Source organism: Mesorhizobium sp. INR15 (genome assembly GCF_015500075.1).
In the GTDB taxonomy this organism is placed as follows: Bacteria; Pseudomonadota; Alphaproteobacteria; order Rhizobiales; family Rhizobiaceae; genus Mesorhizobium.
Genome location: NZ_CP045496.1, coordinates 5,210,309 through 5,228,314, shown reverse-complemented (window position 1 = coordinate 5,228,314; position 18,006 = coordinate 5,210,309). Strand labels below are relative to the sequence as shown.

The 18,006-nt window shown below is 62.4% G+C and carries 19 protein-coding genes; 10 read left to right on the top strand and 9 right to left on the bottom strand.

Annotated elements, in window-relative coordinates; genetic code table 11:
• The first annotated feature begins 11 nt into the window (after positions 1–11).
• Positions 12–380, top strand: a complete 369-nt coding sequence (locus GA829_RS25530; protein ID WP_258051912.1) for a YbhB/YbcL family Raf kinase inhibitor-like protein — start codon at positions 12–14, stop codon at positions 378–380.
• Positions 381–493: 113 nt separating this feature from the next.
• On the opposite strand, the gene GA829_RS25525 is transcribed toward GA829_RS25530, so the two are convergent.
• From GA829_RS25525 to GA829_RS25515, 3 genes are all read right to left on the bottom strand, one after another.
• Positions 494–727, bottom strand: coding sequence for a DUF2093 domain-containing protein (locus tag GA829_RS25525; RefSeq protein WP_195175356.1), 234 nt, complete (start codon positions 725–727; stop codon positions 494–496).
• A gap of 27 nt (positions 728–754) precedes the next feature.
• Complete coding sequence (locus tag GA829_RS25520) at positions 755–1,063, bottom strand: hypothetical protein (protein WP_195175355.1); 309 nt, start codon at positions 1,061–1,063, stop codon at positions 755–757.
• A 378-nt stretch (positions 1,064–1,441) separates the two neighbouring features.
• Positions 1,442–2,368 carry a LysR family transcriptional regulator gene (locus GA829_RS25515; protein WP_258051911.1) on the bottom strand — a complete coding sequence of 309 codons (927 nt, stop codon included), beginning with the start codon at positions 2,366–2,368 and terminating at the stop codon, positions 1,442–1,444.
• Between the two features lie 91 nt (positions 2,369–2,459).
• On the opposite strand from GA829_RS25515, the gene GA829_RS25510 reads away from it, so the two are divergent.
• The gene (locus tag GA829_RS25510) at positions 2,460–3,353 is read left to right on the top strand and encodes a DMT family transporter (RefSeq protein ID WP_195175354.1); all 894 of its coding nucleotides are present in this window, start codon (positions 2,460–2,462) and stop codon (positions 3,351–3,353) included.
• 85 nt (positions 3,354–3,438) lie between these two features.
• Here GA829_RS25510 and mutL read toward each other — a convergent pair whose 3' ends face one another.
• On the bottom strand, positions 3,439–5,313 hold the full coding sequence (mutL, locus tag GA829_RS25505; RefSeq protein ID WP_195179804.1) for a DNA mismatch repair endonuclease MutL: 1,875 nt from the start codon (positions 5,311–5,313) through the stop codon (positions 3,439–3,441).
• Positions 5,314–5,372: 59 nt separating this feature from the next.
• Positions 5,373–6,335, bottom strand: coding sequence for a GlxA family transcriptional regulator (locus GA829_RS25500; protein ID WP_195175353.1), 963 nt, complete (start codon positions 6,333–6,335; stop codon positions 5,373–5,375).
• Between the two features lie 115 nt (positions 6,336–6,450).
• Here GA829_RS25500 and GA829_RS25495 point away from each other — a divergent pair, with 115 nt between their 5' ends.
• Positions 6,451–6,759 (top strand): putative quinol monooxygenase, encoded by a 309-nt coding sequence (locus GA829_RS25495; RefSeq protein WP_195175352.1) that lies wholly within the window; start codon positions 6,451–6,453, stop codon positions 6,757–6,759.
• 53 nt (positions 6,760–6,812) lie between these two features.
• On the opposite strand, the gene GA829_RS25490 is transcribed toward GA829_RS25495, so the two are convergent.
• On the bottom strand, positions 6,813–7,715 hold the full coding sequence (locus GA829_RS25490; RefSeq protein WP_195175351.1) for a LysR substrate-binding domain-containing protein: 903 nt from the start codon (positions 7,713–7,715) through the stop codon (positions 6,813–6,815).
• A gap of 85 nt (positions 7,716–7,800) precedes the next feature.
• Here GA829_RS25490 and GA829_RS25485 point away from each other — a divergent pair, with 85 nt between their 5' ends.
• The 5 genes from GA829_RS25485 to GA829_RS25465 all read left to right on the top strand — a co-directional run bounded on the left by GA829_RS25485 (position 7,801) and on the right by GA829_RS25465 (position 13,435).
• Positions 7,801–9,369 (top strand): trimethylamine methyltransferase family protein, encoded by a 1,569-nt coding sequence (locus GA829_RS25485; RefSeq protein WP_195175350.1) that lies wholly within the window; start codon positions 7,801–7,803, stop codon positions 9,367–9,369.
• Positions 9,370–9,427: 58 nt separating this feature from the next.
• Positions 9,428–11,077, top strand: coding sequence for an ABC transporter substrate-binding protein (locus GA829_RS25480; RefSeq protein WP_195175349.1), 1,650 nt, complete (start codon positions 9,428–9,430; stop codon positions 11,075–11,077).
• A 116-nt stretch (positions 11,078–11,193) separates the two neighbouring features.
• Positions 11,194–11,673, top strand: coding sequence for a DUF3828 domain-containing protein (locus GA829_RS25475; protein ID WP_195175348.1), 480 nt, complete (start codon positions 11,194–11,196; stop codon positions 11,671–11,673).
• Positions 11,674–11,677: 4 nt separating this feature from the next.
• On the top strand, positions 11,678–12,244 hold the full coding sequence (locus GA829_RS25470) for a YqhG/Tai3 family protein (protein ID WP_195175347.1): 567 nt from the start codon (positions 11,678–11,680) through the stop codon (positions 12,242–12,244).
• Positions 12,245–12,250: 6 nt separating this feature from the next.
• Positions 12,251–13,435, top strand: coding sequence for a mandelate racemase/muconate lactonizing enzyme family protein (locus GA829_RS25465; RefSeq protein WP_195175346.1), 1,185 nt, complete (start codon positions 12,251–12,253; stop codon positions 13,433–13,435).
• Between the two features lie 26 nt (positions 13,436–13,461).
• Here the strand turns inward: GA829_RS25465 and queF are convergent, their stop codons facing one another.
• Positions 13,462–13,923: a preQ(1) synthase gene (queF, locus tag GA829_RS25460; protein WP_195175345.1), complete on the bottom strand. Its 462-nt coding sequence runs from the start codon at positions 13,921–13,923 to the stop codon at positions 13,462–13,464.
• A gap of 139 nt (positions 13,924–14,062) precedes the next feature.
• On the opposite strand from queF, the gene GA829_RS25455 reads away from it, so the two are divergent.
• Complete coding sequence (locus GA829_RS25455) at positions 14,063–16,108, top strand: oxidoreductase (RefSeq protein ID WP_195175344.1); 2,046 nt, start codon at positions 14,063–14,065, stop codon at positions 16,106–16,108.
• Between the two features lie 136 nt (positions 16,109–16,244).
• Here GA829_RS25455 and GA829_RS25450 read toward each other — a convergent pair whose 3' ends face one another.
• Positions 16,245–16,652 (bottom strand): hypothetical protein, encoded by a 408-nt coding sequence (locus GA829_RS25450; RefSeq protein WP_195175343.1) that lies wholly within the window; start codon positions 16,650–16,652, stop codon positions 16,245–16,247.
• 118 nt (positions 16,653–16,770) lie between these two features.
• Here GA829_RS25450 and GA829_RS25445 point away from each other — a divergent pair, with 118 nt between their 5' ends.
• Positions 16,771–17,199, top strand: coding sequence for a MarR family winged helix-turn-helix transcriptional regulator (locus tag GA829_RS25445; protein WP_195175342.1), 429 nt, complete (start codon positions 16,771–16,773; stop codon positions 17,197–17,199).
• Between the two features lie 9 nt (positions 17,200–17,208).
• On the opposite strand, the gene GA829_RS25440 is transcribed toward GA829_RS25445, so the two are convergent.
• A complete protein-coding gene (locus GA829_RS25440) occupies positions 17,209–17,949 on the bottom strand; it encodes a polysaccharide deacetylase family protein (RefSeq protein ID WP_195175341.1) in 741 nt (246 codons plus the stop codon).
• Positions 17,950–18,006 lie beyond the last annotated feature (57 nt).

Genomic DNA, 18,006 nt, shown 5'->3' with positions numbered 1-18,006 from the left:
GGGAGGGGTTCTTGCGAATAGTACTGGCCTGCGGCTTTGCCGTTGCAATGACTACCGCTGCGTCCGCCAACATGGGAATGAATTTTAGTTGGGGACCAACAGCGAAGTGCTTTGACCCAAAATCACCCCCGATCACGCTCTCCGGCGTTCCTGCGGAAACTAAGAAGCTACAGTTCAAAATGGTCGATTTAGACGCCATCGACTTCACTCACGGAGGCGGCACTGTCGTTTTCGGGGGGCAGAAGTCTCTAGCCTACGGTGCTTTCAGCTATCGTGGCCCCTGTCCGCCGCAACCACATACCTATGAGATCTCCGTGAAAGCGCTCGATGGCAATGGGAAAACAATAGCGACAGCCAAAGCGCGCAAACGCTTTCCATAATTCAATCCGACGTGTCTCTGAGAGACGAAAAACGCATACATCAACCGCGCAAGTTGACGGGGGAACGAATCCAATAGCGGAGTCATTCCGCCGCCGGTCCTCCAGAACCGGGGCTAACGCCGCTTGCGCAATTCCGGGTTCGCTTCGATCTCGCGGCGCAACGAGGCGGTTGCGCTGACATAGGGTTCCTGCCTGGCGACGCTCCAGTATTTGAGCTCATCCAGGGGAATGCTTTCGCCGGTTACCGCGCAGCGCACGAAGGCTCCTGGACTGGTGACCTGGAAGTCACCATCGAGATAGCGGATACGGGCTTCCTTGCCGCCAGGGCCTTCGAAGCGGTTCATCATGGGGTGGCGCCGAACTTCATGACGATTTCATCGCCACAAATTGTGGGCAAGGTCAAGCTTGGCGCAACGCTGAGGCGTTATCGATGGACAAGAAAACGAGCTTTGCAGGGATAGCATGGACATTTCTTCTGGCCGCCTGACTTCGGTGTTGAGAGAGGCGATCACGCCGCAAGCCATACCATCGGCGAAAGCCGATCCGGCGATCACCGCGCTCATCAAGGAGTTGGTGCAGCCGCCAGCACCATCATTGCTTGCGCAGCAGACAGCACCCGCGCTGTCGGCTCTGCCTGCGGCACAGATGGCCGTCAGATCGCAGCAGATGCCTTCGATGGGCATTCTCCAGGCATATGTGGCTTCGACAGAGCTTGGCGACGATCCAGCCAAAGATGCAGCGGTATCCGCGATCGTGGGAAAGAGATCGTCGTCGGACGGCGAAACGCCTCAACGCCCCATGGTGCCCCCGCCGAAAGCCGATGACAACGGATTCGCCAGGCCCGCGGCAGTGCCATGGCCGTCGCCTGGTGCGCAACACGTTCCGGTTTCGCTTCGAGCGTCGAACCAGAATGTCGCGAGCGGCCGAGGGAATATGGCCGGCCAGCCGCACGGTATGGCACCACCAAACCCCGAGGGTTTGCTGCTCAAGATCGGCTTGGTTTCGATAATGGCTGGCTTGCTGGGAGGGACTGCATTCGCTTTGGCGCTGCGAATCCTTGGCTAGCTCTCGGCCTCGATGAATTGCTCGATCTTTTCTGATGGGAGGCCGGCCTGCGCCGCGATGCGCCGCGACAGGTCCGCGGCTGCGGCGCGTGGTCGCCCGATTGGACGGTCGAGCCAGTAAGACACGGGATTCAGCACGATGCGGTCGTCGACGGGGACAATGCGGCCCGCCATCATTTGATGTTCGGTCAGCGGCGGCCGTGCAAGCGCGATCCCGAGGCCGTGGGCAGCGGCGTCGAGCACCAGATTGTAATCCTCGAAGCGGCGGTCCTGCGGGCGTGGGCGGTAATCCACGTCCTGAGCCGCGAACCAGGCGCGCCAGCCGGACGCGTCGGAATCATGAATAAGCGGAAATTTGAGCAGCCGCGCTGGATCGCCGCGTCCGATGTCGGCTGCCAGGCCCGGCGAGGCGATCGGGAATACATACTCCTCGAACAATTGCACCGAGACGCGGTTGGCAATGCGCCCGCGCCCGCAACGGATCGACAGGTCCATGCCTTCGTCGGCGAGATCTGCCTGACGAATATCGACCTCAAGCACGATGCGCAGCTTGGAGGGACTGTTTTCCAGCGTGGCCATGCGCGGCATCAGCCACAGGCCGCTGATCGAGGGGATCGAAGTCAGCCTTACCACAGCGGTGCCACGCGGCTCGACCCAGCGGTCGGAATGGCTCGATATCAGCGCGAAGGCTTCCGCCGTGCGCAAATGCAGCCGGTTGCCCTCGATCGTCAGCGACACGCCGCGCGCGCCGCGATCGAACACTTTCAGCCCAAGCCAGTCTTCCAGCTTGGCGATCTGCCGGCTAACCGCACCATGGGTGAGGTTGAGCTTCTCGGCTGCGGCGGAAAAACTGCCGGTTCGCGCCGCCGCGTCGAAGGCGCGCAGCGTTTCAAGCGGCAGCATCGTCTCTGAGCTGTGATCCATGCTCACAGGTGAACCTTGATTTGGTCGTTTGTCAATGCGCGCGGATTGGCGCTTTCTACACTCCGAGATGCAGGAATACGAGGGCGGTGAGATGAGCGCAACGACTGGTACGTTGAATCCGACACAGCGGATGGATACAGCAGCTGCCATCGCGGTGGCATTGACCGTGGTCGGCTGGGCTTCTGCATTTCCAGCAATCCGCGCCGGTCTGGCCGCCTTCGGTCCACTGGAACTTGGCGCCCTGCGTTTCGGCATCGCGGCCGTGCCGGCGGCGATCTTCCTCGCCGTCAAGCGCCCGGCGCTGCCCAAGTTCGGCGAGTTGTGGCGGTTCGCCTTTGGCGGCGCCATTTTCGTCGCGCTCTACACGGCCATGCTCAATTTCGGCGAGCTGACCGTTTCGGCCGGTGCCGCCGGTTTCATCATCAATGTTAGCCCGATCTTCACCGCCATCATGGCGATGGCGCTGCTGGGCGAACGTTTTTCGGCCATGGCCTGGGCCGGCACGGTGATTTCCTTTGCCGGTATCGGCATTATCGCGGTCGCCGACGGGCACGGCCTGCACTTCAACGCCGGCGCACTGTTGGTGCTGGGGTCGGCGCTTTGCTCGGCAGTCAACACCATTGTGCAGAAGCCGCTGTTTGCCCGTCATCACCCGCTGACCATAGCGGCTTCGAACATGGTGCTTGGCGCGCTCTGCCTGTCGCCCTTCCTGCCTACCGCTCTGCAGCAGGCCGCTGCCGCCAACACGGCCGGCCTCGGCGCCGTCGTCTTCCTCGGTATCGTGCCAAGTTTGATCGCCTATGCCGCCTGGGCGACCGCGCTCTCGCGCCTGCCGGCCGCACGCGCCTCGAATTTTCTCTACCTGGTGTCGCCGATGTCCGCCCTGATCGGTTTCTTCTGGCTCGGCGAAGTGCCGACGCTGCTCGGCCTGATCGGCGGCGCGCTCGCGCTCGGCGGTGTGATCGTGGTGAATTTGAAGAGGTAGTTCAGAGGCCTGCGATCCATTCCTGAATCAAAAAAGGAGCCGCGGCGATCAGGCTCCTTTTTTGTGGAAGATCCACTTTGAGGCTCTACCGCCTGCCAAACAGCCTTTCGATATCCGCGAGCTTGAGTTCGATATAGGTCGGGCGGCCATGATTGCAGGTGCCGGAACCCGGCGTCGCCTCCATCTGGCGCAACAGCGCATTCATCTCCTCGGGCCTGAGCAGGCGGCCGGAGCGGACCGAGCCGTGGCAGGCCATGGTCGCGGCGATCTTGTCCAGACGCTCCTTCAGCGTGTCGACCGTATCGTTGTCGGCGATCTCGTCGGCGAGGTCGCGCACCAGTTGCTGGACGTCGGTTTCGCCCAGCATCGATGGCGTTTCGCGCACGGCAACGGCTCCGGGACCAAAACGCTCGATGCCAAGGCCGAAGCGCGCCAGCGTCTCCGAGTGCAGCGCCAGGCGCTCGGCATCCTCTTCTGGCAGGTCAATGATTTCAGGGAGAAGCAGCATCTGTGACGGCACCGGCCGCGAATGCAGCGCATTCTTCAGCGCCTCGTAGACCAGCCGCTCATGCGCCGCGTGCTGGTCGACGATGACAAGCGAATCCCTGGTCTGGGCGACGATGTAGTTCTCATGCACCTGGGCGCGTGCCGCACCCAGCACCGTGCCGAGCAAGGTCTCATTCGCTTCGCTCTGGCCGGCGCGCGTGTCGGCACTGGCCATCGGCCCGGCATCGAACGCGGCCTGTTCATTTTCGCGCAGGCCGCGCTGGTCGAAGCCAGCGCCTTCGAAACCCATGTCGAGCGGCCGCTGCGGCGAGCGGGCGGCATCGAAATTGGCGGAGCCGGAGGCGTGGTAGGCCGCTTCGTAACTGCGATGGCCATTGGCGGGCCCGCCGTGACCATAGGAGGCTGCCCCTGGCCGGAACGCCGCCATCATGCCCGCGGCTCCGGTGGTGGCGGCGCGGATGCCGGCATCGGCCAATGCCTGGCGTATGGAGCCGACGATCAGCCCACGCACCAGGCCTGGGTCGCGGAACCGCACGTCGGCCTTGGCCGGATGGACGTTGACGTCGACGATGGCCGGATCAAGCGTCAGGAACAGCACCGTCACCGCATGGCGGTCGCGCGGCAGAACGTCGGCGAAAGCGCCGCGAATAGCGCCGGCAATCAGCTTGTCGCGCACCGGCCTCCCGTTGACATAGGCATATTGCTGCAGCGCGTTGGCGCGGGTGAAGGATGGGATCGAGACATACCCGGAAAGATGCACGCCTTCGCGCGCGGCATCGATAGCGATGGCATTGTCGGGGAAGTCGGTGCCCATCACTTGCGCGATGCGCCGCAGCCGCCCGTCCGGGCTGTCCTCGGTCGCTGGCAGTTCCAGCGTCGAACGATCGGAACCCGAGAGTGTAAAGCGAACGGCGGGGAAGGCGATGGCGATGCGCTTGACCACGTCGCTGGTGGCTGAGCTCTCGGCGCGTTCGCCTTTCATGAATTTGAGCCTTGCCGGCGTGGCGAAGAACAGGTCTCGCACCTCGACGGTGGTGCCACGATTGGCCGCTGCCGGCTTCACCGCCGAAACACGGCCGCCCTCGATGCCGATCTCGGCGGCGCTGTCGCCTGCCGCGGTGCGCGAGCGGATCGACAGCCGCGACACCGAGCCGATCGACGGCAGCGCCTCGCCGCGAAAGCCGAGCGAGCGGATGTCGTGGATATTTTCAGCGAGTTTCGAAGTGCAGTGGCGGGCGATCGCCAGTGCCAGTTCTTTTTCCGGAATGCCGGAGCCATCGTCGGTGACGCGGATGAGGCTCAACCCGCCGCCGGCTGTGGCGATCTCGACGCGCGCCGCACCGGCGTCCAACGCATTCTCGACCAGTTCCTTGACCACGCTGGCCGGACGCTCGATGACTTCGCCGGCGGCGATCTGGTTGATCATCGTTTCGGAAAGCTGGCGGATGGGCATGACGCCATTATAGGCGGATTCGGCAGCCATACGAGAGGGCGAATTTCGCCGTCAGCAGATCAGTTCGTGGCACGGATTTCGCGGACACCCTTGCGCAGCCGCCGCCGTAACAGATTGCGCAGCGTCACGCCGTCGCCATAACCCACCTTGGCGGCAATATGGTCGACGCTGTTGGATGTCGTCTTGAGCAGATGCACTGCCTGCTCGACTCGCAAATCCTGGAAATAGGACAGTGGTGTCTTGCCGAGCACGTCGTTGACGCGCCGTGCCAGCGTACGCTTGCTGGCACCAAGGGCCGCGGCCGCCTCATCGAGGTTGAAACCGACGGCAAGATGGTCGCGCGCCCAACGCTCGAAGCGCTCGACTAGCGGGTTCGAATGAGCGAGATGGTCGGAGATCGCATAGGCCGATTGCAGTGGCCGGCTGTCGACGATCAGGTATTTCGCCGTCAGCGCCGCAAGTTCCGGGCTCGTCTGCCGGACCACCATCAGGGCGAGGTCTATATGGCCGAGCGCTGCCCCGGCGGTGACGAATTGACCATCATTGACCAGCATGCGTGCCGCGTCGAGCCGCACCCGCGGGTAGCGTTGCCTGAACATCGGCGCCAGCCACCATGTCGTGGTCGACGGTCGCTGGTCGAGCAGACCTGTCTCCGCCAGCACAAAGGTGCCGATGCAGGCGGCACCAATGCGCGTGCCGGTTGCGGCCGCACCGAGCAATGCCGCGACCGCCTCGGTGACATCCGGCCTGAGCAGTGCTTGGCCAAGCGGTTCAGGCATCTTCTGGCCGAGTGCCGGAATGAGCAACCAATCCGGCGCCGGCTCGCTGCCGATCGCCGTCACCGGAACCTGCAGGCCTTGCGCCGTAAGCACCGTGTCCCTGACTCCGACAATGGTCGTGCTGAAGCGGCTTGGCGGCGCCGGCAAAAGCCCGGCCAGTTCGTTGGCAGTGCCGAAAACGTCGAGCACCGTGGCGAGGCCGGTATCGAAGGCGCCATCGAGAACGAGTACAGAGATATTCATGGCAACAATGATATCAAAGATGTCATTTTTGCCAATACGGTTTTCACGCCATACCTGCGAGGGTTGATATCGACGGCCGGCTCGGCCGCGAGGAAACACCAACAGGAGAATTGAGATGATCAAACTCGCATTGTTCGCACGCTTCGAAGCCAAGCCCGGCAAGGAGAAGGACGTCGCCGCATTCCTGAAGGTAGGACTGCAAATGGCCAATCAGGAAGCCAAGACGCCGATCTGGTTCGCGCTGCAGTTGTCGCCCAGCGTCTTCGGCGTCTTCGATGCCTTCCATGACGAGACAGGGCGGCAGGCGCATCTCACCGGCGAGATTGCCAAGGCCTTGATGGCCAACGCCGAAGCGCTGTTCGTCGGCCCGCCGACCATCGAGAAGATCGACGTGCTCGGCTTGAAGAACGACGGTTCGGACTGAACAGAACTTTGAGCGCCGTAATCCGACCAGCCGGATTGCGGCCTTCGGCGGCTTCAAGCCTGCGCGACTAGCCAGTCGCGCACCTTGCGGGCGTTTTCCGCAAGCTCCTGGTTTTTCGGCCAGACGACGTAGAAACCCTTGCCTGTCGTCATGGTGTGGCCGGTGACACGCACCAGCAGCCCTGACGCCAGCAGGCGTTCGGCAAGATGACGCCAGCCGAGCGCAATGCCTTGACCTTCCATGACCGCCTGGATCACCAGCGCATAGTCGTTGATGCGCAGGCCGCGCCCCAGGTCGGTCGTCTTGGCCCCGGCGGATTGGAACCATTCATCCCAGCTCGCGGCTTCACGAAATGGCTCCTCGAGATGGATGAGGCGGTGCGACGCAAGGCCCTCAAGGCTGTCCGGCAGTCCGAACCGCGTCACATAGCTCGCGCCAGCGACCGGGAATATCTCTTCATCAGCCAGCGGCAGCGCATGATAGTTCGGCCAGTCCTTGGGCTCGCCGCCGCGCACCCCGAGCGGGATCTCCTCAGCGATGATGTCGAGATCACGGTCGGCGGTCTGGATGCGCAGATCGACGCCAGGCAATTCGTCGCGGAACTGCTGCAGGCGCGGCATCATCCAGAAGGAGGCGAAAGCCGTCGAGGCCGCCAGCGTGACATGGCCGCCGATGGCGACCTGGCGTAGGTCCTCCGCCGACTTGCGGATATGCGACAGGCCAAGCGAGACGTCGGCATGGAAGCGCTCACCAGCCTCGGTAAGGCTGACATGCCGGTGCCGGCGCTGGAACAGCTTGGCGCCAAGCTGGTCCTCTAGCCCGCGGATCGCATAGGACACGGCAGCCTGCGTCATGCCAAGCTCCCGCCCGGCGGCGGTGAAGCTCGACAGCCGTCCAGCTGCCTCGAAGACGATCAGGCTGCCCGCCGAAGGCAGGAGATGGCGGAGGCTTCGCATAAGTCCAGCTTATACAAGAGATCAGGATTTTCCAGCGTCACAGCGACATTTTGTGCGGCTAGATTGGATGCTGAGGAGAAGCTTGATGATTGCAGCGGCCGCCGAGAAGACGATCGAACCCGCCAAGCGCCGCGAGCGTGGCGGCGGGCGCATTGCCCGGCGCGAGCTGCGCTCGCATGGCTCTGAAGGGCTCGGCCGCCCCTACATCATCCGCAACATCCCGACCTACGACATCCTGTCGGAGGAAAACCTTCTGCGTATCGAAGCCACGGCCGACCGGATCCTCGCCGAGATCGGCATCGAGTTTCGCGACGACGCCGTGGCGCTTGCGCACTGGAAGCGGGCAGGGGCCAATATCGACGGGGTATTGGTCAAGTTCGAGCCAGGCATGCTGCGCGAAATCCTCAAGACCGCGCCGGCCACCTTCACCCAGCATGCGCGCAACCCGGCCAATTCGGTCGAGATCGGCGGCAAGAGCGTCATCTTCTCTCCGGCCTATGGCTCGCCCTTCGTCATGGATATCGACACGGGCCGCCGCTATGGCACGATCGAGGATTTCCGCAATTTCGTGAAGCTGGCGCAGTCTTCACCCTGGCTGCATCATTCCGGCGGCACCATCTGCGAGCCGGTCGACGTGCCCGTCAACAAGCGCCACCTTGATATGGTCTACAGCCATATCAAGTACTCTGATCGGGGCTTCATGGGGTCCGTCACGGCCGAGAGTCGCGCGGAAGATTCGATCGACATGGCGCGCATCGTCTTCGGCCGCGACTTTGTCGACCGGAACTGCGTCATTCTCGGCAACGTCAACGTCAACTCACCGCTGGTCTGGGACGCGACGATGACGACGGCTTTGCGCGCCTATGCCCGCGCCAACCAGGCAGCCGTGATCGTGCCGTTCATCCTTGGCGGCGCCATGGGGCCGGTGACCAATGCCGGCGCCATCGCCCAGTCGCTGGCCGAAACAATGGCCGGCTGCGCGCTGACCCAGCTCGAACGGCCAGGCGCGCCGGTGATCTTCGGCAATTTCCTGTCGTCGATGTCGCTGCGCTCGGGATCGCCGACCTTCGGCACGCCGGAGCCGGCGATCGGCTCGATGGTCATCGGGCAATTGGCGCGGCGGCTGAACCTGCCGCTCAGATGTTCGGGCAATTTCACAACCTCGAAACTGCCCGACGCGCACGCCATGAACGAAGGCACCATGTCGATGCTGGCGGCGGTGCATTGCGGCGCGAATTTCATCCTGCATTCAGCGGGTTTCCTCGATGGGCTTTTGTCGATGTCCTACGAGAAGTTCGTCATGGATGCGGATTTCTGCGGCGCGCTGCACACCTATCTCGATGGCGTGAAGATCGACGACAACCAGCTGGCACTCGATGCCTTCAAGGAGGTCGGGCCAGGCAGCCACTTCTTCGGCAGTGCTCATACCTTGGCGAATTACGAGACAGCATTCTGGGATTCCGAGATCGCCGACAACGAGCCTTACGAGAAATGGCAAGCAGCGGGCTCCGAAGATGCCGCGATCCGCGCCAACCGCCGCTGGAAAAAGGCCTTGGCCGAGTATCAGGCGCCGCCGCTGGATGTGGCGGTCGACGAGGAGCTTCTGGATTTCATGGGCCGCAAGAAGGCCGAAGTGGCCGACGCCTGGTACTGAATTTCAACGCAAGACAACAAACAACACGCAGCGAACAATGCGGAAAGCGGAGGATAAAATGTCAGTCTTCAGCAGTAATGGCGATCGCGTGCCCGTCACCATCGAGGCGATGGCGCAAGAGGCCTGTGCGGGACGGATGGACCGGCGCGAATTCCTGGCGCTGGCAAGCGCGTTTGGGGCATCGACGGCCCTTGCCTACGGCATGATCGGCCTCGCCGTGCCGGAACGCGCCTTGGCGGAGGAGCCGAAGAAAGGCGGAACGCTTCACATATCGATTTCGGTGAAAGCGCAGAAGGATCCGCGCACTTACGACTGGGTCGAACTCGCGAATATCTCGCGCTGCTGGCTGGAGCCGCTTGTGCGCTATACCCGCGAGTTCACTTTCGAACCAGTCTTGCTGGAAAGCTGGGACGTCAATGACGACGCCACCGAATATGTTCTTCACGTGCGCAAGGGCATCACCTGGAATAATGGCGATGCCTTCAACGCCGACGATGTGGTGCACAACCTGACGCGCTGGTGCGAGAAAGATACCGCGGGCAATTCCATGGCCGCGCGGGTTGGGGCGCTGATCGACACCAAGACCGGCAAAGCCAGGGATGGCGCGATTACCAAGGTCGACGACAACACCGTCAAGCTGAAGCTCAGTGAACCCGATATCTCGCTGATCCCGAACTTCACCGACTATCCGGCGCTGGTCGTTCACCGCAAGTTCGATGCCGACGGCGCCGATCCGATCGCCAAGCCGATCGGCACCGGGCCATTTGAGCTCGTGTCCTATGCCGTTGGCCAGAAAGCGGTCGTCAAGCGGCGCGAGAGCGGCAAATGGTGGGGCGGCGAAGCGCCGCTCGACAGCGTGGAATTCATCGACTACGGCACCGACTTCAACGCTTCGGTGAATGCATTCGAGTCAGGCGAGATCGATCTCAATTTCGAGTCGCCCGCCGACTTTATCGAAATACTCGACAAGATGGGGCTGGCAAAGTCCGAAGTCGCGACAGCGACCACGCTAGTTGCCCGCACCAACATCACGCACAAGCCCTATGATGACAAGCGGGTGCGCAACGCCTTGCAGATGGCAGTCGACAACAATGCCGTCCTCGAACTCGGCTATGCCGGGCGAGGGACGGTTGGCGAGAACCATCACGTCAGTCCAATTCATCCGGAATACTATCCGTTGCCCAAGAAGACGCGGGACGCGGCCGGCGCCAAGAAGCTGATGGCCGATGCCGGACAGGCCGACTTCGAACATGAGCTGATCACGATCGAGGATGACTGGCAAAAGAACACCGGCGACGCGATTGCCGGCCAGTTGCGCGATGCCGGCATCAAGGTAAAGCGTACGGTTCTGCCCGGCTCGACCTTCTGGAACGACTGGACGAAATACCCATACTCGATGACGATCTGGTACATGCGCCCGCTCGGCGTGCAGGTGCTGGCGCTCGGCTACCGCACGGGCGAGGCCTGGAATGAATCGGCGTATGCCAACCCCGATTTTGACGCCAAGCTCAAGCAGGCTCTCTCGCTCATAGACGTGGCCAAGCGGCGCGAGGTGATGAAGGATGTCGAGCAGATCCTTCAGGATTCAGGCGTCATTATTCAGCCCTACTGGCAGAAGCTCTACAGCCACATGAACAAGAAGGTGAGAAACTACAGTGTCCACCAGACATTCGAGATGGATCTCCAGAACGTCTGGCTGGAAGGCTGAGCCAACGGCCAGGGGCGCGGCAGCAAGCGCCGCAAGATTTCATGGACCGCAAAAAGGCCGAGATGCAAGATGCGTGGTATTGATAGGGCTCTATCGTCCAGCATCCGGGGAAATGCATGAAACTGCCGCTTGTTGTCGCCATACTCTCGATCGCGGCACCCGCCGCGGCTTTTGCCGGACCGGCGTCCGACGCCGTGAAGTTCTTCTATGTCCCGGCGGTCAAGTTCGAAGCCGACGCGAAATACCGTGACCGCTTTACCGAACCGGTCACCAAACTGTTTGACCTCAACGACCAGGCGGCCAAGAAGAACCCGGACCAGGTCGCCTGCATCGATTTCGACCCCGGCCTGGATGCGCAGGATTTTGATCAGAAAACCATCGGCAAGACATTGAAGCTGGCTGAGGTGGTTGATGGCGACGGCGCGCAGGTGACCGCGACCTTCAAACTGTTTCCGGAAGGTGACGATTCGGCGCGCGAGATGCACTGGTTCCTGAAGAAGATCGACGGCAAATGGAAGATATCGGACATCGCCTCGAAGACCAGCGACTGGACGCTCAGCCAGTTGGAATGCATGGCAGGCCAAATCCCGGAGTGATGCAATGGCCCGCCGCTGCTCCTTCGCACTGTCGATTGCCTGTCTGCTGATGACGCCGGGTAGCCTTGCTTTGGCGGAGGGCCTGCTTGGCGCGCCGCCCGCGAATGCGCCTGGCGACGCCGCGCCGCCGGCGACGCCCCCGGTCGGATGGTCGCCGCCCGACAGCACGCCGGCCGCGCCGATACAGCCGGGATCACCGACGGCGGTTGTCAGGCCGTTCTACGATCAGGTCGGGGTTGAGATCGATCCGGCTCAGCGCGGTCATTTCATCGATCCGGCAAAGACCGTGCTCGACAAGAGTGATGCACTGCGAAAATCCGGGCAGGGCGAGTGTCTCGATGCCAACATGGCGCTGGACAATGCCGACTATGACAAGGCCGAGATCGACAAGAGCCTGAAAACCCTGGAGGCGGTCAAAGGCGACGAGGCCAAGGTCATCGTCGCCTTCGTCGTGTCAGGCAATCCGCATCGGCTGGAATGGAAATTGAAGAAGGTCGATCGCGACTGGAAGATATCGGACCTCCTGTCGGTGACAGGGGAGTGGGCGTTGAGCCAATACCAGTGTGAATAGGGCAAGATGAAGATCACCAACATCCGCGTCACCCATGTCAACGTGCCGTTTGACGCCCCGTTCTGGTGGACGGCGGGGCTTTATGGCGGCGCCTCGAAGTCGATCATCGAGGTCGAGACGGATCAAGGCGTTGTCGGCCTTGGCGAGGCGCCATGGTGGCATTTCGGCGAGGTGATCAAGGCGGAGATCGCGCCGGCTCTGATCGGCGCCGATCCGCTTGATCTCGCCGATTGCGAGGCCCGCTGCGTGCCGCCCTGGCAAATCACCGCCAACACCGGTGAGAACGCCGCCTCGGTGGCTTTCGGCGCCGTCGAACTGGCGCTGTGGGACATAAGGGGCAAGGTATTCGGCATGCCGCTCTACAAGCTTCTCGGCGGGGCGGTGCGCAAGGAAATCCCGTTCTCCGAGTATTTCGCGTTTCGCCCGGCCCAGAGCGGAGCGGGCGGCGAGATGAGCCCCGAGGCCATCGTCGACTACTGCCTGAAGATGCGCGAGCAACATGGCTCGACGATTTTCGAGGGCAAGCTGATCATGGGTGATCCGCAGCTCGAGATCAGAACGGTGCGCATGCTGCGCGAGGCGCTCGGTCCCGAAGCGCAGATCAGGCTCGATTCCAACATGCAGTGGTCGCTGACCAGTGCGCGCTGGGTGTTGCGCGAGATCGAGCCGTTCAACATCCGCAACTACGAGGATCCGGTTGGGTCGTTCGAGGAGATGGCGGCATTGCGCCAGCATTCGCGCATCCCGTTTTCAACGCACATTCCCGATTTGCGACGGGCTGTGGCACTTGGCGCGCCGGATTATTTCGTCTGCAATTTCGCTGCGTTGGGCGGTCTGTCCAAGACGCTGAAGTTCGTTGCTGCCTGCGAGGCGATGGGCAAGGGCTTCTGGTGCTATTCCAATGATCTCGGCATCATGACAGCGGCCTATCTGCACGTGGTGGCTGCTACCCCATGGATCACCGAGGCGTCGCAGTCGCTGTTTCGCTGGCAGATTGGCGATGTCATCAAGGACGGACCCTTCCGGCAGACCGCAAACACTGTCAGCGTGCCGGAAGGAAACGGGCTCGGCGTCGAACTTGACCCGATTGCCATGCGGCGCTGGGCTGCTCACTTTGCCGAGCACGGGCCGATGGCCCATTTCAGCGATCCGGCCAATCCCGGCCGCTATCGGCGGCTTCCGCTCAACTGATGCGTTGTGTCGTCACAGAAGCCCGCTCAACCGCGCCCGCGATAGGGTGCGACGCCGGTTTCGGGCAGCCACGCGCCTTCCGGAGGGGCACCCGTCTGCCAGAACACGTCGATCGGGATGCCGCCGCGCGGATACCAGTAGCCGCCAATGCGCAACCACAGCGGCTTGGTCGCTGCCACGATGCGGCGGCCGATCATGATGGTGCACTCTTCATGAAAGGCGCCGTGGTTGCGGAACGAGGTCATGAACAGCTTGAGCGACTTGGATTCCACCAGTGCCGCGTCTGGAGCGTAGTCGATAACGATATGGGCGAAATCCGGCTGGCCGGTCATCGGACACAGCGACGTGAATTCAGGGCAAGTGAAGCGCACGATCGCCGGCGGTCCGTCACCACGCGAAAACGGCACGGTTTCCAGCACCGCGACATCAGGGTTTTCCGGCGTCTCGACCTTGGCGCCGAGCTGGGTGAGGTTTTCTGTCACGGTCATGGGCGGTACTCCCGGGATTTGTGGCGCTCATTAGCACCGTACCGAAAACTTCGCAGCGGTTTTCGACCAAATCCGAAGATCGAGTGAAAGGCCGGATCCGCACAGGCGGCCCCGCCACCATTGAAACAGCAGGAAGACGATGACCAGCAACGATCCGCTTCTCCAGCCCTACCAGCTCAAGCACCTGACGTTGAAGAACCGGGTCATGTCGACCAGCCATGAGCCGGCCTATTCCGAAGACGGCATGCCGAAAGAGCGCTACCGGCTCTATCATGCCGAAAAGGCCAAGGGCGGCATGGCGTTGACCATGACCGCCGGCTCGGCGATCGTCTCTCGCGACAGCCCCGCCGCCTTCGGCAATCTGCATGTCTATGACGACCGCATCGTGCCGTGGCTGGCCGAGCTTGCCGACACCTGCCATGAACATGATTGCAAGGTGATGATCCAGATCACCCATCTGGGCCGACGCACCGGCTGGAACAAGGCCGACTGGCTCCCGGTTCTGTCGGCATCGCCGGTGCGCGAGCCAGCGCATCGCGCCTTCCCCAAGACCATCGAGGACTGGGATATGGAGCGCATCATTGCCGATTATGCTTCCGCCGCCCAACGCTGTCAGGCAGCCGGCCTCGACGGCATCGAATTCGAGGCCTACGGCCATCTGATGGACGGTTTCTGGTCACCGGCTACAAACCAGAGGGACGACGAGTTCGGCGGTTCGCTGGACAATCGCCTGCGCTTCTCCGACATGGTGCTCGACGCGGTGCGCGCCGCAGTCGGCGAAAAATTCATTGTCGGCATCCGCATGGTCGCCGACGAGGATTTTTCGCAAGGCCTGTCGAAAGAAGAGGGCGTTGATATCGCCAAGCGGCTGGCTGGCTCCGGCAAGGTCGACTTCCTCAACATCATCCGCGGCTCGATCGAGACCGATGCCGCCCTGACCAAGGTCATTCCCGTCACCGGCATGCGCTCGTCGCCGCATCTCGACTTCGCTGGCGAGGTGAGGGCGGCGACGAAGTTCCCGACCTTTCACGCAGCACGGATTTCCGATGTCGCCACCGCGCGGCACGCCATTGCCACCGGCAAGCTGGATATGGTCGGCATGACCCGCGCCCACATCGCCGACCCGCATATCATCCGCAAGGTCATGGAAGGCCGCGAGCACGAGATCCGCCCCTGTGTTGGCGCCACTTATTGCCTCGACCGCATCTATGAGGGCGGCGAAGCGCTGTGCGTCCACAACGCCGCGACCGGCCGCGAGGCCGAAATCCCGCACATCATCGCCAGGACCGAGGGCCCGAAACACAAGGTCATTGTTGTCGGCGCCGGCGCCGGTGGGTTGGAGGCGGCGCGCGTTGCCGCCGAGCGGGGTCATCAGGTCACAGTCCTTGAAGCGTCCTCGCAGGCCGGCGGGCAAGTGCGGCTGGCGACGCAGAATCCGCGCCGCAAGGAATTGATCGGCATCATCGACTGGCGGCTGGCTGAACTTGCACGGCTGGGTGTCGAGATCCGCTATGATACCTGGGCCGAGAAGGACGATGTGCTCGCCCTGGCGCCCGACGTCGTGGTGATCGCCACCGGCGGTCTGCCGCAGAACCCGCCATTGGTGGCCGGCGACAATCTCGTCACGTCGAGCTGGGATATCATGGCCGGCAGTGTCAAACCGGCCGACAACGTGCTGCTCTATGACGACAATGGCGGCCATCAGGGCATGGGAGCGGCCGAATTGATCGCCGGCAGCGGTTCAAAACTGGAGCTTGTCTCGCCGGAACGCTTCTTTGCCCCGGAAATGGGCGGCATGAACCACGTGCCTTATGTCAGGGCCTTCCAGGAAAAGGGCGTCACTGTCACCATCAACACCCGGCTGCGCTCGGTGCGGCGCGAGGGCAATCAACTGGTCGCTGAGCTCGCTTCGGACTTTGCCGATGGCTGGCGCGGCGAGCGTCGGGTCGACCAGGTCGTGGTCGAGCATGGCACGCTGCCGCTCGATGACCTTTATCTCGTCCTGAAACCGCTGTCCAAGAACGGTGGCGCGATCGACTACGAGCATCTGGTCAATGGCGGCGACATCTTTCCGCAACGCAATGCGGAAGGCGGGTTTGTGCTGTTGCGCATCGGCGATGCCGTTGCCTCGCGCAACATCCACGCCGCGATCTATGACGGGATCAGGTTTGGCTTGCGGATCTGAAACCGCTTGGGGAAGTTGGTGGCGCGCAGCCGGACGTCTGTACGAGAGCCCTTGTACGTCGGTTCGATCCGCGCGCCGCGCACGTCATCGGTTTGTAGCCGGATGCCGTGCGGTTCTTGTGATCCGTGGTTGCCGCCTAAAGGAATCTCGCTACCGCCATGCACAGTACGGTGATGGCCAGCAGCCCCGCTGCAATGCGTTCGCCCATCGTCATCCGGGCGCGCAGCCGTGGATGCGCGGTGGGATCGGAGTCGGCGAGCTGGCGGCTGGCTGACCCAACCACCGCGCCTTGCACGCCAGCGGCGGCCAGTGCGGTCAGGATGCCCAACGCGAGCACCATTTCCGTCGAGCCGAAATAGGCGCCATGGAAGAAATACCAGAGCAGCGCACCAGTCAGGAAAACACCCATGGCCGCGCCCATCTGCGGCCGCAAAAGTCGCTCCACCCGGATTTCCGGGTCGCGGGCCATTGTCATCGTGGTGCCTGCCCAGAACACGCCGGCCATGACATGAAAACCGACGACTGCGATGTAGACATATTGCATAGCGGAGCGTCCCTTCGCTGATAACAATCGACGATATAGTTAGATATCGAACGATTAGATGTCAATGCGAATGGGCGAACCAGTTTCCTCCTCGGGAAACACCGTCTAGTGTCGGCTCATGACTCCTTTTGAACGTCCGCCTGTCGGCATGAATCTCGGTCGTACCGCCAAGCTCGTCGCGCAGGCCTTTGATGCCACACTGGTCGAGGCCGGCGGCACGCTGCCGGTCTGGCTCACCTTGCTTTCAGTCAAGTCGAGCGAGCTGGCCAACCAGCGCGAATTGGCCGGTATGATCGGGATCCAGGGGGCCACGCTTACCCATCATCTCAACGGTATGGAAGCGCAGGGGCTGCTGACGCGGCGCCGCGATCCGGTCAACCGCCGTGTTCATCTCGTCGAGTTGACCGAAGCCGGAGAGGCGATGTTTGAGAGGCTGCGCATGGCAGCGCTTGGCTTCGACAAACGGCTGCGCGCAGGGTTGCCCGATGAGCGGCTAGCGGAATTCGCGGCCGTGCTTGCGGCACTGCGTGCCAATGTCGGAGCCTGACGGGACCTGTCAGCGATCATAGTCCGCAATGGCGCCGAAGCTGTAGTGGCGCTGTTTCAACGCGATGATCAAATTTGTCAGTTTCGTCTTGCCATCAAAGGCGTCCTGAAACATCTGGTCGTGCATCAGCAGGATCAGTTTTCCCGGCTTCACAAAGCGCCCGTAGCCGAACAGGTGATCGATTTCGCTCACCAGATGGTCGACGCTCTGCACCGGCTTGCCACTGTCTTCGTGCACCCATTCATGATCCCAGCCATAGAGGTAGAAACCCGACGCGGCGACAAATTCGTAGTCTGGCTCCTCACGGCCTTCCTGGGCGAGACCGAGCGAGGTGTCGTTCTTAGACATCGAGGGCAGCCGGAACACGTCACGCCCCGGTAGCCTTGCATGCACCGCCGGCTTGAGTCCGAGCACCGCGTTCGCCCGCAACATGTCGGCGACGACGCCCTCGGTGTCGGCGTAGAAATGCTGGTAGCGATTGTTGGCGTGGCTGTAGCTGTGGTTGCCGACCGCTACCAGTGAAAGCTGCTTGGCGCGCTGCACAAGCGCTCTGTTGGCCGCGTTCGCCTGAGCATGCATGCCGACCATGAACATGGTCGCCGGAACCTGCTCAGCCTCCAGCACGTCGAGAATGTTGCTGGTGCCGTTCAGCGGGCCATCGTCGAAGGTAAGGTAGATCGTACGATCCGTTGCATGCGCGGGGAACGCGACGATCAATAGCACCGCCAAGGCAAATCGAAACGGCGTCATGATCCGCGATACCCGTGTCCGATCGCGACAGGCCGCCATTTTCGCGGCAGCTTGTCA